Below are 16,504 nucleotides of genomic sequence, written 5' to 3' on the forward strand. Positions count from 1 at the left end.
GCCTCACAACACCGCAGCCGGATAGGAGCCCAGCACCTTGACGAAGGAGGTGCGCTCGCCCAGGCCAGCCAGCGCTTTTTGCACCCGCTCGTCTTGACGATGGCCTTCCAGGTCGATGAAGAACACATAGTCCCACAGTCCCGCGCGCGATGGCCGCGACTCGAACTTGCTCATCGACACGCCATTGGCGGCCACCGGCTCCAGCAACTGGTGCACCGCGCCCGGGCGGTTGGGGGCGGACACCACGACCGAAGTCTTGTCCTGGCCGGTGACGCCGACATCCTGCAGGCCCAGCACCAGGAAACGGGTGGTGTTGTTGGGCTCGTCCTCTACGTTTTCCGCCAGTTTCAGCAGCGCGTAACGCTCGGCGGCGGCCTGGCCGGCGATGGCGGCAGCGGAGGCATCTTCCGAAGCCAGCCGCGCCGCCTCGGCATTGCTGGCGACCGACACCCGTTCGACATCGGCCGGCAGGTTCTTGTTCAGCCACTCGTGGCATTGCGCCAGCGCCTGGGCATGGGCGTAGACGCGGCGGATGCCGTCAAACCCCTCCGCGCTACGCAGCAGATGGTGATGGATGCGCAGCACCACTTCGCCGCAAATCTTCAGCGGCGAGCTGACCATCAGGTCCAGCGTGCGGCCGACCGCGCCCTCGGTGGAGTTTTCCACCGGCGCCACCACGTAATCCAGCGCGCGCGACTCCACCAGGCGGAAGGCTTCGTCGATGGAAGCACAGGCGACGGCGCGGGCGGCATGGCCGAAGTGCTTGACCGTGGCCAGCTGGCTGAAGGTGCCCTCCGGCCCCAGATAGGCGATGGACAGCGGCTTTTCCAGCGCCAGGCATTCCGACATCACTTCGCGGAACAGGCGGGCGATGGACTCGCTCGGCAGCGGACCGGGGTTGAGATCCTTGAGCCGGCGCAGCACTTGCGCCTCGCGCTCCGGACGGTAGATGATGCCGCCGCCCTTGATCTCGCCGATCTCGCGGGCATGGCTGGCGCGCTGGTTCAGCAGGGTGAGGATTTCGACGTCGATGGCGTCGATGGCGTCGCGGTGTTGCTTGAGTAGTGATTCCGACACGGGTTCCCGTCTTTCACGATGACAAACTGGCCTTTCGATAGGCTAAGTTTCCGCGAGATGGCCGCCGCTCGCAAGCACCTGGCGCAAAAGACCGGCTCTCACGGCTGGCGCGGCGCCAGTTGCTCCAGCAGCTGCAGGATGCGGTCGGCCGTCTCTAGCGGGTGTTCCAGCGGAAACAGGTGGCTGCCCCGCTGGGTTTCCACCCGCATCGGGAAATGCCTGCGCATGAAGCGCAGGTCGGATTCGCCCAGCACGTCGGAGCCGGCGCCGGCTAAAAAAGCCGCCGGCACCTTGAGCCGGCCGCGATGGCGGGGGAAATCGTGCGGCAAGGTGGCGTAGATGTCATGCTCCACCTGCGGGCGGAATTTCAGCCGCCGCCCGCCGCGGCCGTCGTCCTGGGTGCCGAGTTCGGCGTAGTCGGCCAGGCACTCCGGGTCGAAACGGGCGAACGCCGGCTTGCGGGCGAAGTAATCGCGCACCATCTCCACCGACGCCCAGTTGTCGCGCCGCTTCAGCGTGTTGCCGCCCGGCGTCACCCGCTGGATGAAGCCCAGCCGCTTGGCCAGCCAGATGCCGAAGGAGCGCGACGGCCCCATCAGCGGCGAATCCATGATGATGATGGCGCGGAACAGCTCCGGCCGCTTCAAGGCGGCGTAAAACATCAGAAAGCCGCCCAGCGAATGCCCGACGCCGACCACCGGGCCGGCGTAGTTCGACTCGATGAAGCGGATGCTCTCCTCCACCAGCCGCGGCCAGCAATCGGTGACCGGGTAGGCCGGATCATGCCCGATGGTGTCGAGATAGCCGACGTGGTGGCGTTCGGCCAGCCGCCCCAGCAGCTTGCGATACACCGACGCCGGAAAACTGTTGGCGTGGGCGAAGTGTATGGTTTCCCGCATAAGCCCCTCTGATAACCTCATTCTTATTTTTCACAAGCCGGCGGCTGCCTGCCGCCGTCCGGCCCGGATATACTAGCCGCTGAACCCGCAGACCTTCCGGTTTGCCGGATCGCGTGATTTGATGCATATTGCATCACGCCGCATAAAAACGGAACCGTCTTCCGTCCGCGTCGTCACACCCTCATCGCCAACCCCCAGAAGAGTCTGCAAGTGCAAGCATACCTATATTCCACCTACCGAACCGCCTGGCAATGGCTGGCGGCGCTGCTCGCCTGTCTGAGCTTCGCCCTGCCCGCCCACGCGGTCAACCAGGATGATCTGCTGCCGCCGGAACAGGCGTTCGCCGCCAAGGTCGCCCGCCATGGCGACCAGTTGGAGCTGACGCTGGATGTCGCCCCCGGCTACTACCTGTACCGCGACCGCATCAGCATCAGCAGCGCCCCAGCCGACCTGACCGGCAAGCCCGCGCTGCCGGCCGGCCAGGAAAAGAGCGACCCTTACTTCGGCAAGCAGGTCATCTACCACGGCAAGCAGACCATCGCCATTCCGCTGGCGGCCGGCGCGCCGGCCGACTTCCAGCTGAACGTCAGGCTGCAAGGCTGCGCCGAGGCCGGCGTCTGCTACCCGCCCTACACCCACAAGCTGAAGGTGGGGCAGGCGGGCGGCTCCGGCAACAAGCTTAGCGCCTGGACGGAGGTCGGCACCTCGGGAAAAGCGTCGGCCGGTAACAGCGAGTTGGCAGCCAAAGGGTGGCTGCCCACACTGGGCACCTTTTTGCTGGCGGGCTTGGGCATGGCGTTCACCGCCTGCATGTACCCGCTGCTGCCCATCGTTTCATCGCTGATTGCCGGCCAGGGCGCCACACTTACCCGCCGCCGCGGTTTTCTGCTGTCCCTGATCTACGTGCAAGGCCTGGCGCTTACCTACACCGCCGTCGGCGTGGCGGCCGGCCTCACCGGCTCGCTGCTCACCGTCTGGCTGCAACAGCCGGCCGTGGTGCTGACCGCCAGCGCGCTGATGGTGGTGTTCGCGCTGTCGATGTTCGACCTGTTCTCCATCCAGCTCCCCAGCAGCATCCAGTCGCGACTGAACGACGCCTCCAACCGCCTGTCCGGCGGCAAGGCCGCCACCGTGTTCCTGATGGGCGCGCTGTCGGCTCTGCTGATCGGCCCCTGCGTCGCGCCGCCGCTGGCGCTGGCGCTGGGCTATATCGGCAGCACCGGCGATGCGGCGCTGGGCGGCGCGGCGCTGTACGCGATGGCGCTGGGCCTGGGCCTGCCGCTGATCGCCATCGGCACCTTCGGCGGCCATGTGCTGCCGCGCGCCGGCAACTGGATGAAGGCGGTGAAATCGGCCTTCGGCGTGCTGATGCTGGGCCTGGCCATCTGGCTGGCCACCCCCTTCCTGCCGGCCGCGCTGGTGATGCTGCTGTGGGCGGCGCTGCTGATCGGCGCCGCGGTGTTCCTCGGCGCGTTCGACAGCCTGTCCGCCGGCACCGGCAGCCGCGCGCGGCTGGGCAAGGCGCTCGGTCTGCTGCTGTTCCTGCTGGGCGCCGCCCAACTGGTCGGCCTGCTCTCCGGCGCCGACAATCCGCGCTACCCGCTCAAGCTGATCGCCGCCAGCAACGCGGAAGGCGCCGCCCAGCCGCACGCCAACTTCCAGCCGGTGAATTCCAGCGCCGAGCTGGACGCCAGGCTAGCCGAGGCCAAGGCCGAGGGCAAGCCGCTGCTGCTGGACTTCTACGCCGACTGGTGCATCGCCTGCAAGGAAATGGAGGCCGAGGTCTTCCCGCAAGCGCAGGTGGCGGCCAAGCTGGGCCGGTTCACGCTGCTGCGCGCCGACGTCACCGCCAACAGCCCCGAGCATCAGGCGCTGCTCAAGCGCTTCGGCCTGTTCGGCCCGCCGGGCATCATCCTGTTCGACGCGCAAGCGGCCGAACGCAACCGCGTGGTGGGCTACACCCCGGCAGAGGCATTTGCCCGGGAGCTGGCCAAGGTGGCAAACTAGCGCCGTTCCGGCCGGCGTCTCAGGCGCCGGCCGTCTCGTTCCGCCTACCCACCTCGGAAGCTTCCATGCCCGTCGCCAATGGTTTTCCCAACATCAGCATCCTCAGCGTGTTCCGCATCGCCATCCTGGCCCTGCTGGTGATTTCCTGCATCAAGGTGCTGCAACCCTTTCTCGGCGCCCTGACCTGGGCGGCCATCATCGCCATTTCCGCCTGGCCGCTGTACAGCCGGCTGTGCCTGCGCCTGAAGGGCCGCCGCAAGCTGGCCGCGCTGCTGATCGTGCTGGCGCTGTCCGCCGCGCTGGCCATTCCGATCGGGCTGATGGCGCTGACGCTGGCCGACACCCTGCCCCATCTGGCCAACCTGGCGCACGATCTGACCAGTTTCCGCCTGCCCGACGCCCCATCCTGGCTGATGAATCTGCCTGTGGTCGGCGAAAGCCTGCAGAAGATGTGGCAAGGCGTGCAGGCCGATCTGCCCGGCTTTTTCGAGAAGATTCGCCCCGCCATCAACGATGCGGCGCTGTGGCTGCTGTCAGGCGGCGCCAACCTGGGCCTCAGCCTGCTGGAAATCGTGCTGGCCATCGTGGTGGCAGGCCTGCTGCTGATCAACGGCGACAAGCTGTGGGAGCTGGTGGAGCGCATCGTGGTGAAGCTGGGCGGCGAAACCGCCAGCGACCTGCCGGAAGTCATCGCCCGCACCATACGCAGCGTCACCACCGGCGTGGTGGGCACCGCGCTGGCGCAAACCATACTGTGCGTGATCGGCCTGCTGGTCGCCGGGGTGCCCGGCGCGCTGGTGCTGGGCTTCCTGTGCTTCATCGTCGCGGTGGCGCAGATGCCGACGCTGATCGTCTGGCTGCCCGCCGCCGGCTGGGTGTTCTACACCGGCCACACCGGCATGGGCATCTTCCTGCTGGTTTGGGGCTTCTTGCTGATCAACACCATAGACAACGTGCTCAAGCCGCTGTTGATCAGCCAGGGCGCGCAGATGCCGCTGTCGGTGATTTTCCTCGGCGTGATCGGCGGCCTGATCGCCTGGGGGGTGATCGGCCTGTTCATCGGCCCCACCCTGCTGGCGGTGGGCCTGACCATGCTGCGCCACTGGCTGGAGCGCGACGACAACGAGAAGCTGGCCTGCGAGGGCGAGCAAGGCTGAGCCACGAAAACGACAAAGCCCCCTCCCGGGGGCTTTTTTCATCGCGGCAGCTCGGCTCAGTCATCGGGACACAGCACTTCCCAATCCGCCCCCTCCGCCAGCGCCAGATGGCAAGCCAGCCGCCAAGGCTGAGCCTCCTCCCACTCTTCCATTCCCGCCAGCTGCTCGCTGATGGCGCCGGCGCGCAGCAACACATTGCGCTCCTTGCGCCCCGGCCGCTGCGGCGCGCCCATGCCGGCCAGCACTTTCACCTTGCAGGTGCCGCAGGTGCCCTGGCCGCAGCGCCAGTGCAGCGGCACGTCGGCCAGGCGGGCGATGTCCAGCAGATTGTCGCCCGCCTGCGCGTCCGCCTCGCCAAGCAAGGCGCCGCTCTCGCCGACAAAGCGGACGCGCGTCATGCCAGGTCCAGCGCCCAGTAGCGCAGGCTGTCGCCCGGCGCCACCGTCTGGCCCGGTTCCAGCCAGGCCAGGCCGTCGGCCCAGGCGCAGGAGGTCAGCGCGCCGGAGCTTTGCTGCGGATACAGCTCCAGCTGCCAGCCCTCGTCCGTCAGCGTCCTGCGCACGCGCAGAAACTCGCTGCGCCGCGCGTCCGGCTTCGGCCAGGCGAAGGCCGCAGGATAGCGCTGGATCGCCTGCTCCGCCAACGGCAAACCCATCCGCTTTTGCAGGAAAGGCCGCACCAGCGTCTGCAGCGTGACGAAGCCGGACACCGGATTGCCGGGCAGGCCGATGAAGTCGGCGTCGCCGATCCGGCCGCAGGCCAGCGGCTTGCCGGGCTTGATCGCCACCGTCCACAGCGTCAACTCGCCTTCGGCCTCCACCGCCGCCTTGACATGATCCTCTTCGCCCACCGACACGCCACCGCAGGTGATCACCACGTCGGCGGCCGCCGCCGCGTCGCGCAGCAGGCGCCGGGTGGCGTCCAGGTCGTCGCGCACCGCGCCCAGGTCTATGGTTTCGCAGCCCAGTTGCCGCAGCGCCGGCAGCAGCCAGTAGCGGTTGGAATTGTAGATCTGCCCGGCGGCCAGCGGCTGGCCGGGCTCGACCAGCTCGTCGCCGGTGAAGAACACCGCCACCCGCAAGGGCTGCAGCACGGGCAGCGCGGCGAGGCCGATGGAAGCCGCCAGCCCCAGATCGGCGGCGGTCAGCCGGCGGCCCGCCGGCAGGATTTCCTGGCCGTTGGCGATGTCCTCGCCGCGCAGCCGGATGTTCTGGCCGGGACGGGGCGCGGCGGCGAAGCTCACCTTGCCGTCGGCGTCCAGCTGCGCCTGCTCTTGCATGATCACCGCGTCGGCGCCCGGCGGGATCGGCGCGCCGGTGAAGATGCGCGCCGCGCTGCCCGGTTGCAGGGGCTGCGACGCCGCGCCGGCGGCGATCCGCTGCGACACCGGCATGGCAGCGGCGAAGTCGGCGCAACGCAGCGCATAGCCATCCATCGAGCTGTTGTCGTGCGGCGGCACGTCCAGCGCCGCCCGCACCGGCTCCGCCAGAACGCGGCCATGAATTTGCGCCAGGAGAAGGATTTGCCGCGCGCTCAGCGGCCTGGCGCGTTCCAGCAGCCAGTCGCGCGCCTGTTGGTAGCTCAACATGAAAATGTGTCCCGTCCGGATCGGATTCGATCGCCCATCATAGCACGCGCGAGCATGCGAAAAGCCCGCCGACAGGAAGCCGGCGGGCTTTTCGGGGTGCGGCTTCGCGGCTTAGCGCGACTTGACGAAAGGCACGCCGATGGCCTTCGGCGCCAGCGCCCGACCGACGAAGCCGGCCAGCAGCAGCACGGTCAGCACGTAAGGAATCACCGCGATGGCTTGCGACGGAATCTGGCCGATCACCGGCAGCTCCACGCCTTCCAGACGAATCTGGATCGCATCGGCGAAGGCGAACAGCAGGCAGCCGATCACCGCCGGCACCGGACGCCATTTGCCGAAAATCAGCGCCGCCAGCGCCAGGAAGCCCTTGCCGGCGGTCATTTCCTTGATGAAGCTGCCGGTCTGGTAGACAGACAGATAGGTGCCGGCCATGCCGCACAACACGCCGCCCCAGAACAAGGCGGTGTAGCGCACCTTGGCCACCGAGATGCCGGCGGTGTCTGCCGCGTGCGGGTTTTCGCCCACCGCGCGCAGGCGCAGGCCGAAACGGGTCTTGTACAGCACCCAGGTCACCAGCGGAATCACGACGAACACGGTGAGGTAGACCAGAATGCTGTGGCCGGAAATCAGCTTGCTGTAGACCAGGCCCACCACCGGCACGTCGCGCAGCGCGTCGGCGAACGGCAGCACGATCTCGTGGAAGCGGCCTTCGTCCGGCAGCTGCGGCGAGTTGCCGCCCTGCTGGAACCAGGCCAGGCCCAGCACCGGCGTGATGCCGGAAGCGACGGTGTTGATCGCCATGCCGGAGATCAGCTGGTTGCCGTTATAGGTGACGGAGACGAAGGCATGCACCATCGCCATCGACACCGCGGCCATGATGCCGGCCAGCAGGCCCAGCCACGGGTTGTGGGTGACGTAGGCGGCGGCGGCGGAAGCGAAGGCCGCCACCAGCATCTTGCCTTCCAGGCTGATGTCCACCACGCCGGAGCGCTCGGAGAACATGCCCGCCAGCGCGGCCAGCACCAGGGGCGTCGCCACGCGGACGGTGGAGTCGAGAAGACTGAAGAACATTTCCATTATTTTTTGTCCTTGCGCTTGAACAGGCCGGCGATGAACGGCTCGAACAGATTTTCCAGCGCGCCGCAGAACAGGATGATCAAGCCCTGGATGAACAGGATCATCTCGCGGGTGATCATCGGTTTTTCAAACGACAGGTCGGAGCCGCCCTGGGTCAGCGCGCCGAACAGCAACGCGGACAGGATGATGCCCACCGGGTGGTTGCGGCCCATCAGCGCCACAGCGATGCCGACAAAGCCCACGCCGTTGGTGAACAGCACGTTCATCCGGTGCGAGGAGCCCAGCAGATCGTTCACCGACGACAGCCCGGCCAGCGCGCCGGACACGCACATGGCGATGATGATGACGCGGCTGACGCTCATGCCGGCGTAGCCGGCGGCGTGCTCGTTGGTGCCGACGGTGCGCAGTTCAAAACCCCAGCGGCTATGCCAGACGATCAGGTAGAACAGCGCCGACGCCAGCAGCGCCAGCACGAAGGTCAGGTTCAGCGGCGAATTCGGCAGCGACGAGAACAGCGTGTGCAGCTGCGGAATCCAGCCGGTTTCGGCGAACTGGCGGGTGGTCGGGTTTTGCGAGCCGGCTTCGATCAACTGGTGGCTGATCAGGTACAACATCAGCGAATAGGCGATGAAGTTGAACATGATGGTGGTGACCACAATGTGGCTGCCGCGCTTGGCCTGCAGATAGGCCGGGATGTAGGCCCACGCCGCGCCGAAGCCCATCGCCGCCAGCACCGCCAGCGGAATCAGCACATAGGACGGCAGCGTGTGGTCGAAGCCCAGCATCACCAGCGTCACGCCCAGGCCAGCGAGATACGCCTGGCCTTCGCCGCCGATATTGAACAGCCCCGCGTGGAAGGCGGTGGCCACCGCCAGGCCGGCGAAAATGTAGCTGGTGGTGTAGAACAGCGTGTAGCCGGCGCCCTCGCCGTAGCCAAAGGCGCCGTGTATCAGCAACTGCAGGCATTCCCACGGATTTTCGCCAATCATCCAGGTGACGAAGCCCGTCACCAGCAAGGCGGCCAGCAGATTGAGCGCCGGCAGGATGGTCAGCTGCGCCCAACGCGGCAGAGTGGATGGTTGTCCGAATTTCAATGCTTGTGCCCCCCCATGAGCAGGCCGAGGGAAATGGTGTCGGCGTCTTTGGCCGCCACTTCGCCGGTGATCTGGCCGCCGGCCATCACCAGGATGCGGTCGGACAGCGCCAGGATTTCTTCAAGTTCCACCGACACCAGCAAGATGGCCTTGCCTTCGTCGCGCAGCTCGATCAGCCGCTTGTGGATGAATTCGATCGCGCCGATGTCGACGCCTCGCGTCGGCTGGCCAATCAGCAGCAGGTCGGGGTTGGCGTGGATTTCGCGCGCCAGCACCACTTTTTGCTGATTGCCGCCGGACAGCAGGCCCACGCGCAGCAGCGGGTTGCCCGGGCGGATGTCGAACTGGGCGATGAAGTCGCGGGTGCGCTCCACCAGCTTCTTGCGCGAATACAGCGGGCCGCTGTTCAGCGTCTTGTCGCCGTGATAGCCGAGGATGGCGTTCTCGTAGGTGGAGAAGCTCTTCACCAGGCCTTCGCGCGAACGGTCTTCCGGAATGTGGCTGATGCCCATGCGGCGGTAGACGGCGGCGCGCGGCGCGCGCTTGCACGGCAGCTTGAGCAGGTCTTCGCCCTTGTAGGCGACCACACCGGCGCTGGGCGCGCGCATGCCGGCCAGCACTTCCAGCAGTTCGGACTGGCCGTTGCCGGACACGCCGGCCACGCCGACGATCTCGCCGGCCTTCACCTGGAAGTTCAGGCCGTCCAGCAGCTTGACCTGGCGCTCGTCGGTCAGGCACAGGTTCTTGACGTCCAGCACCACCGCGCCCGGCGCGCGCTCGGCCTTGTCGACCTTCAGCGTCACCTTGCGGCCCACCATCAGGTCGGCCAGCTTTTCCTTGTCCACGTCGCAGGTGCGGACGTTGGCCACCACGGTGCCGGCGCGCATCACGCTGACATTGTCGGTGCTGTCCATCACTTCGCGCAGCTTGTGGGTGATCAGGATCACCGTCTTGCCCTGCTCTTTGAGCGAGCGCAGGATGTGGAACAGATGGTCGGCTTCCTGCGGCGTCAGCACCGCGGTCGGCTCGTCCAGGATCAGCACGTCGGCGCCGCGGTACAGCGCCTTGAGGATTTCCACCCGCTGCTGCAGGCCGACGCCCAGCTCGCCGACCACCGCGTCCGGGTCCACTTCCAGCGAGTAGTTGCGGTTCAGTTCCTTCAGGTGCTCGCGGGCCTCGTCCATGCCGCCCTTGAGCAGCCGGCCGCCTTCGGCGCCCAGCACGATGTTTTCCAGCACAGTGAAGGTGTCCACCAGCATGAAGTGCTGATGCACCATGCCGATTCCCAAACGGATGGCTTCCTGGCTGTTGCGGATGCGCGCATCCTTGCCGTTCACGCGGATGGTGCCGCTGTCGGCTTGGTAATAGCCGTACAAGATGCTCATCAACGTGGACTTGCCGGCGCCGTTTTCGCCGATGACGCCGTGAATGCTGCCCTTGGGCACGCTCATCGTCACGTCGCGGTTGGCCTGCACGGCGCCAAAACTCTTGTTGATGCCTGTCAGCTCAATGGCAAACTCGGTCATGCTTTATATGTTCCCGATCTTCATTCAAATCCACCCCCCGGCATGAACAAACAGCCGCGACGAGAAACTCATCGCGGCTGCGTCCCCGCCACCGGCCGGGGATGTCACTGCCTTTATTATTGTACCGGGCAGCTGTTGTTGGCGCGGTAATCGACAACCTTGATCTTGCCGCTGATGATCTCGGCCTTGGCGGCGGCGATCTTCTTTTCCATGTCAGGCGTGATCTGCGGACGGTTGTTCTTGTCCAGCGCCCAATCCACGGCTTGCTCCTTCAGGCCCAGCACGCGCACGCCGGATTTCCAGGAGCCGTCCTTGGCGTCCTTGAAGGTGTTGTAGACGGCCACGTCCACTTTTTTCACCATCGAGGTCAGCACCGAGCCCGGGAACAGGTAGTTCTGGTTGCTGTCCACGCCGATGGAGAACTTGCCGGCGTTCTTGGCGGCCTGCAGCACGCCCATGCCGGTGCCGCCGGCAGCGACGAAGATCACGTCGGCGCCGCGGTCGAATTGGCTCTTGGCCAGTTCGGTGCCGCGCGCCGGGTCGTTGAAGGCCTGCGGGGTGGTGCCGGTCATGTTCTGCAGCACAGCCACGTTCTTGTTGGCGTACTTGGCGCCCTGGGCGTAGCCGCAGCCGAAGGCGCGGATCATCGGGATGTCCATGCCGCCGATGTAGCCCACTTTGCCGGTCTTGGACTTCAGCGCGGCGGCCATGCCCACCAGGAAGGAGCCCTCTTGTTCCTTGAACACGATGCTCTGCACGTTCGGGCCCTTGGCCACGGCGTCGATCAGGGTGAACTTGACCTTGGGGAATTCCTTGGCCACGGTTTCCACGGCCTGGGAGAAGTTGAAGCCTACGGCGACCACCACGTCGGCGCCGCTGCCGGCCATCTTGCGCAGCAGCTGTTCTTTTTGCGCGTCGGACGAGATCTGGCCGTCGCGGTAGTTGACCTTGAAGTCTTTCTTGAAACGCTCGGCGCCGTTGTAGGCGGCTTCGCTGAAGCTCTTGTCAAACTTGCCGGCCGAATCGTAAATCACGGCGGGAGTGAAGTCCTTGGCGCAAGCCGCTGCCGACAGAACCGCGGCGGCAACTGCAAAGCTGATACGTTTCAATTGAATTGTCATCTCTATAACTCTTGGAGTTAGTTGGTCAACGCGCACACGGGCCATGCGGGCGCGCAGTGTGCCGCAGCGCTGGACTTGAAATGGTGACAGCTGAAATTGCAGACGGCATGTAACCGCCGGACTACAGCCTCAGCTGTGCCGAAGCGGCCTGAACCGCTCCCTGCGCAATGCAAAAACCGGCTGCAGACACCACTTTCGTCGTTCTTCTGAGCGCGGCGAATTGTAATGACCGTTAACCGGGCTGTAAACCATTTCCTCTCGACTTTGAAATACCGTGTCGCAATCATTTCCCGCCCCGGCAGCTCCTATCCGTCCGCAAGCCAGGCGGGGCGGGCCTTGATGGTTTTCGCATCGCTTTCAAATCATGGCCATTCTTGCTTGAATTGATCGAACGCAAAGCAAACCGGCTATACCCAAAGCGGCGCGCAAGCCCTACAATCCCGGCCTGGCCACACCCGTCATTCCCATGCTGCAGATACTCTATCGGGACGATCAGCTGATCGCCATCCAGAAACCCGCCGGCCTGCTGGTGCACCGCACCGTGCTGGACCGCAACGAAACCCGCTTCGCCATCCAGCTGCTGCGCGACCAGATAGGCCAACGCGTCTACCCGGTGCACCGGCTGGACAAGGGCACGTCGGGCGTGCTGCTGTTCGCGCTGGACAAGGACGCCAGCCGCGAAATGAGCTGGCAGTTCGAGCGCCAGCAAGTGGCCAAGCGCTACCTGGCGGTGGTGCGCGGCCATGCCGACGACGCCGGCCATATCGACCATCCGCTCAGCCGCCGCCCGGACGATCTGGAGTGGATAGGCGAAAAGGTGGAAACCGCGCCGCAGCCGGCCCAGACCGACTACCGCACGCTGGCCCGGATCGAGCTGCCGATAGCGGTGGAGCGCTACCCGACCAGCCGCTACAGCCTGGTGGAGCTGGCGCCGCTGACAGGCCGCCGCCACCAGCTGCGCCGCCATCTGAAGCACATCGCCCACCCCATCATCGGCGACTCCACCCACGGCAAGGGCCGCCACAACCGGATGTTCGCCGAACAGCTGGACTGCGCGCGCATGCTGCTGGCCTGCGTGGAAATGCGGCTGACCCACCCCGTCACCGTCCAGCCGCTGCGGCTGGACTGCCCGCTGGAAGAGAACTTCTCCGCGCTGCTGACGCGCCTGGGCTGGGCCGATGCCGCGCGCGCCGCCGGAATCGAACTAACCATCTGAAAGAAAACAATAATGCTCAGCTACCGCCACGCCTTCCACGCCGGCAACCACGCCGACGTGCTCAAGCACCTGATCGAGATCGAACTGCTGAATTACCTGGGCCAGAAAGACAAGCCCTACTGGTATATCGACACCCACGCCGGCGCCGGCGCCTATTCGCTGGTGGAAGGCTACGCCACCAAAAACGCCGAATTCGAAAGCGGCATTGCCCGGCTGTGGCAGCGCGATGACCTGCCCGAAGCCGTGCGCGGCTACGTGGAGGTGGTCAAGCGGATGAACCCGGACGGCGAGCTGAAGTTCTACCCCGGCTCGCCGTGGTGCGCGGCCGATGTGATGCCGGAAAGCGACAAATTGCGCCTGTTCGAGCTACACCCCACCGACGCGCAGCTGCTGCAGCAAAACTTCGAAGGCAGCGGCCGCCGGGTGCAGATCCAGCAGGCCAACGGCTTCGAAGGCATCAAGGCCATCCTGCCGCCGCCGCCGCGCCGGGCGCTGGTGCTGATCGACCCGCCCTATGAAGACAAACGCGATTACCAGAACGTGAACACCGCGCTGAAGGAAGGCCTGAAGCGCTTCGCCACCGGCGTCTACGCGGTGTGGTACCCCTGCCTGCAGCGCGCGGAAATGAAGGAAATGATCCCGGCGCTGAAAAAGCTGCCGGCCAAGAACTGGCTGCGCGCCGAATTGCACGTGCAAGGCCCGTCCGCCGACGGTTTCGGCATGCACGGCAGCGGCATGTTCATCCTGAATGCGCCATGGACGCTGCCCAAGACGCTGAACGAAGTGCTGCCCTACCTGGCGCAGCATCTGGGCCAAGACGCCAAAGCCAGCTTCATCCTGGAAACCGGCGGCGATCTGTAAAACCTTCCGCCACGCCGCAAGCGCCCAATCGGGCGCTTTTTTTGCGCCTACCGCCCTGCCAGCGCCTCCCCACCCTCCCGGCGAGATAATTCCATATCAAGTATCTTTACTTGAAATAAAATTACATGACAAGCGGCTTTTCAAATGCATAATGCCGATTGCATTACAATGAAAGCCGCTGCCATTCCATCGCATGGCCGCAGAGAAATCATCCATGCGTCGGCGCCGCAACAGCATGGAAGGCCATGCCGCCGGCAAATCCCGCCCAAAGGAGCCGTCATGAGCAAACTGCCGTTCAACCAGGGCCAACCGGCCTTCATCCCGCTCTCCACCTTTCAGCGCTACCCGGAAACGGAAATGGTGGAGCGCTCCCGCGCCTTCTACGCCGACATCCGCCGCCGCAAGACCGTGCGCGAATTCACCAGCCAGCCCGTGCCGCGCGAAGTGATAGAAAACGCGCTGCGCGCCGCCGGCACCGCGCCCTCCGGCGCCAATCACCAGCCCTGGCATTTCGCCGTCGTCAGCGACCCGGAACGGAAACGGCAGATACGCGAAGGGGCCGAAGCCGAGGAGCGCGAATTTTATACACACAGAGCGCCGCAGGAGTGGAAGGACGCGCTGGCGCCGCTGGGCACGGATTCAGACAAACCTTTTCTGGAAACCGCGCCATACCTGATCGCCATCTTCGGCCAGAAGAAAACCGTGCTGGAGGACGGCAGCGAGATCAAGAACTACTACGTGCCGGAGTCCGTTTCCATCGCCGCCGGCTTCCTGATCGCCGCCCTGCACCACGCTGGCCTGGCCACCCTCACCCACACGCCCAGTCCGATGAACTTCCTCAATCAGTTGCTGGACCGCCCCGCCCACGAAAAGCCCTACATCCTGCTGGTGGCCGGCTACCCGGCGGACGATTGCATGGTCCCCAATATCGGCAAGAAACCGCTGGAGGAGATCGCCAGCTTCTTCTAAGGCCGCACTCGCCAAGTCGAACAGGGAAAAACACGCAAGCGGCGGGCGAGCCCGTGCGGCCGCCCGCCCTCTCCTATCTATCCTTCGCGAACACCGACTTCAGAAAGTCGGCGACCAGCGCCGGCGATTGCTCGCGCCCGACGGGGTCTCCGCCTATGGTGACGCCCCGGCTCAGGCATGCCTGCGCAGCGATCTTCGCCTCGCCTCCAGACACGACGCCAGCGCTGCCGGCCATGGTGAACCGGCCCGAATCCAGGTCATATTCGCCATGGCACAACCTGGCGCTGGTCGCGCTAGAAACGGCGCGCAGCGGCGTGAACCGGTCGAAGGCATGGTAGGCGTCGGGATACACTTTCACCGTCACCTGCGCGCCCTTGGCCTTCAAAGCATCGGCATAGTCGAGGCAAGGCGCGGCGGGCGTGTAGTCGTCCTTGCCGCCAAGCAGCATCAGGACAGGCGCGCCATCCAGATGATTCGCCGCATAGTGGATGCCGCAGCTGGGGTAGAACGCGACATGCGCGGCGAAGCGCAGATCGTCATCGATGACGCCCTTTCGGAATGGCTCCAACGACGAATAAAGCGCGGCGACGCCGCCGCGCGAAAATCCCATCACGGCGATGCGTTTGGGGTCGATCGCCGGATGCGTGGCCAGCAGGCGCAAAGCGGCATAGCCGTCCGCGATATCCGCCGCCATCGACAGCCGCGTCTGGTCTTTTTCCGTCTCCGCGATATGCCGTCCGGAGAAGCTGTCGACGACGAAGCTGGCGTAGCCCAGCTCGTTCATCCGCTTGGCCCACATCCACTCCCCCGGATTGATGCCGAGGCTGCCATGGAGGATCACGACGGCGGGAACCGGGCCTTGCGCCTGCCGCGGCAATGACAGCATGCCGGTCACCACCGCCTTGTCCGCTGGCGCGCGCTTGACGAAATCGATGATCTGCCCCGGCGTGACCGATTCGAACGCGAAGGCGCCGGCGCGGCCATCGGCCAAGCTCGAAACCGGCGCGGCGCTTACCGTGATGGCGGAGGCGCGGGCAGCGCCGCTCCCGACAAAGCAGGCGATCCATCCAATGAAGCAAACTCGACTCAAGATGGCTGACACGATCGATAACCCCCTTGTTCCGTAAACGCCCAATTGAAAAATACGCATTGACCGCAAGATGCGGCGCGGCAAGCGTGAAGTTTTGCCGAGTCATATTGCGGTCTTTCCATTGCAGATGAACCGCGCGGAAGCGAAAACTCATCAACAAATGTGGAGCGGGAAGCAAAAACGCGTCCGCCCGCCACTTTGCCGGGCCTCACAAGCCGGGTCCGTCATGGTATGCTGCGCGCCCCGGCACCCGTTTCCGCACCCCGCATGGCCAAACTATTCTTTCGCTACGCCGCGATGAACAGCGGCAAAAGCACCCAGCTGCTGCAAATCGCCAACAATTACGAGTCGATGGACAAGAAAGTGGCGCTGTACACCAGCGCCATCGACGACCGCTACGGCGTGGGCATGATCACCTCGCGGCTGAACATCCAGCGCGAGTCCAACACTTTCGACGCCGGTTTCGATTTCCTGGCCCACGATTACGGCGACACCGCCTGCGTGCTGATCGACGAAGCGCAATTCATGACGCCCGAGCAGGCGCAGCAGCTGCACCGGCTCGCCCACTCCCGCAACATTCCGGTGATTTGCTTCGGGCTGCGCACCGACTTCCAGGGACACCCCTTTCCCGGTTCCGCCTGGCTGCTGTCTCTGGCCGACGACGTGGAGGAGATCAAGACCATCTGCCATTGCGGCCGCAAGGCGACGATGCATATCCGCATCGACGGCGCGGGCCAACGGGTGAAGGAAGGCCCGCAAGTGGAAATCGGCGGCGAAGCGCGCTACCGCGCCGTGTGCGGCCGCTGCTTCCACAAAGCCTGA

15 protein-coding genes are annotated in these 16,504 nt (G+C 65.4%); 6 read left to right on the forward strand and 9 right to left on the reverse strand.

The window, feature by feature from the left end:
- Positions 1–3: 3 nt before the first annotated feature.
- Positions 4–1,077 (reverse strand): prephenate dehydratase, encoded by a 1,074-nt coding sequence (gene pheA, locus U6115_RS13600; RefSeq protein ID WP_043577369.1) that lies wholly within the window; start codon positions 1,075–1,077, stop codon positions 4–6.
- A gap of 98 nt (positions 1,078–1,175) precedes the next feature.
- The gene (locus tag U6115_RS13605; RefSeq protein WP_043577372.1) at positions 1,176–1,976 is read right to left on the reverse strand and encodes an alpha/beta fold hydrolase; all 801 of its coding nucleotides are present in this window, start codon (positions 1,974–1,976) and stop codon (positions 1,176–1,178) included.
- Between the two features lie 210 nt (positions 1,977–2,186).
- On the opposite strand from U6115_RS13605, the gene U6115_RS13610 reads away from it, so the two are divergent.
- Entirely contained in the window at positions 2,187–3,983 is a 1,797-nt protein-coding gene (locus U6115_RS13610; protein ID WP_043577374.1) for a protein-disulfide reductase DsbD, read from the forward strand.
- 65 nt (positions 3,984–4,048) lie between these two features.
- The gene (locus tag U6115_RS13615) at positions 4,049–5,140 is read left to right on the forward strand and encodes an AI-2E family transporter (protein WP_052258153.1); all 1,092 of its coding nucleotides are present in this window, start codon (positions 4,049–4,051) and stop codon (positions 5,138–5,140) included.
- A 56-nt stretch (positions 5,141–5,196) separates the two neighbouring features.
- Here the strand turns inward: U6115_RS13615 and U6115_RS13620 are convergent, their stop codons facing one another.
- The 6 genes from U6115_RS13620 to U6115_RS13645 all read right to left on the reverse strand — a co-directional run bounded on the left by U6115_RS13620 (position 5,197) and on the right by U6115_RS13645 (position 11,546).
- On the reverse strand, positions 5,197–5,538 hold the full coding sequence (locus tag U6115_RS13620) for a 2Fe-2S iron-sulfur cluster-binding protein (protein WP_043577377.1): 342 nt from the start codon (positions 5,536–5,538) through the stop codon (positions 5,197–5,199).
- A complete protein-coding gene (locus U6115_RS13625; RefSeq protein WP_043577379.1) occupies positions 5,535–6,728 on the reverse strand; it encodes a molybdopterin molybdotransferase MoeA in 1,194 nt (397 codons plus the stop codon). Before U6115_RS13625 ends, U6115_RS13620 begins: the two co-directional genes overlap by 4 nt.
- Before the next feature lie 111 nt (positions 6,729–6,839).
- Complete coding sequence (locus tag U6115_RS13630; protein WP_043577382.1) at positions 6,840–7,805, reverse strand: ABC transporter permease; 966 nt, start codon at positions 7,803–7,805, stop codon at positions 6,840–6,842.
- A complete protein-coding gene (locus U6115_RS13635; RefSeq protein WP_043577384.1) occupies positions 7,805–8,899 on the reverse strand; it encodes an ABC transporter permease in 1,095 nt (364 codons plus the stop codon). The genes U6115_RS13630 and U6115_RS13635 overlap by 1 nt, the downstream gene beginning before the upstream one ends.
- Complete coding sequence (locus U6115_RS13640) at positions 8,896–10,425, reverse strand: ABC transporter ATP-binding protein (RefSeq protein ID WP_043577387.1); 1,530 nt, start codon at positions 10,423–10,425, stop codon at positions 8,896–8,898. The genes U6115_RS13635 and U6115_RS13640 overlap by 4 nt, the downstream gene beginning before the upstream one ends.
- 116 nt (positions 10,426–10,541) lie before the next feature.
- Positions 10,542–11,546 (reverse strand): BMP family lipoprotein, encoded by a 1,005-nt coding sequence (locus U6115_RS13645; protein WP_162837608.1) that lies wholly within the window; start codon positions 11,544–11,546, stop codon positions 10,542–10,544.
- A gap of 466 nt (positions 11,547–12,012) precedes the next feature.
- On the opposite strand from U6115_RS13645, the gene U6115_RS13650 reads away from it, so the two are divergent.
- The 3 genes from U6115_RS13650 (at position 12,013) to U6115_RS13660 (ending at position 14,592) form a co-directional block, all read left to right on the forward strand.
- A complete protein-coding gene (locus U6115_RS13650) occupies positions 12,013–12,762 on the forward strand; it encodes a tRNA pseudouridine(65) synthase TruC (RefSeq protein ID WP_043577396.1) in 750 nt (249 codons plus the stop codon).
- 12 nt (positions 12,763–12,774) lie between these two features.
- Positions 12,775–13,623, forward strand: a complete 849-nt coding sequence (locus U6115_RS13655; RefSeq protein ID WP_043577398.1) for a 23S rRNA (adenine(2030)-N(6))-methyltransferase RlmJ — start codon at positions 12,775–12,777, stop codon at positions 13,621–13,623.
- Positions 13,624–13,902: 279 nt separating this feature from the next.
- Entirely contained in the window at positions 13,903–14,592 is a 690-nt protein-coding gene (locus U6115_RS13660) for a nitroreductase family protein (RefSeq protein ID WP_043577400.1), read from the forward strand.
- A gap of 73 nt (positions 14,593–14,665) precedes the next feature.
- Here U6115_RS13660 and U6115_RS13665 read toward each other — a convergent pair whose 3' ends face one another.
- The gene (locus tag U6115_RS13665; RefSeq protein WP_160310636.1) at positions 14,666–15,694 is read right to left on the reverse strand and encodes a dienelactone hydrolase family protein; all 1,029 of its coding nucleotides are present in this window, start codon (positions 15,692–15,694) and stop codon (positions 14,666–14,668) included.
- A gap of 255 nt (positions 15,695–15,949) precedes the next feature.
- On the opposite strand from U6115_RS13665, the gene U6115_RS13670 reads away from it, so the two are divergent.
- Positions 15,950–16,504: a thymidine kinase gene (locus U6115_RS13670; protein ID WP_043577402.1), complete on the forward strand. Its 555-nt coding sequence runs from the start codon at positions 15,950–15,952 to the stop codon at positions 16,502–16,504.

The sequence above is a fragment of the Chromobacterium subtsugae genome, assembly GCF_035919665.1.
Classification (GTDB): Bacteria; Pseudomonadota; Gammaproteobacteria; order Burkholderiales; family Chromobacteriaceae; genus Chromobacterium; species Chromobacterium subtsugae.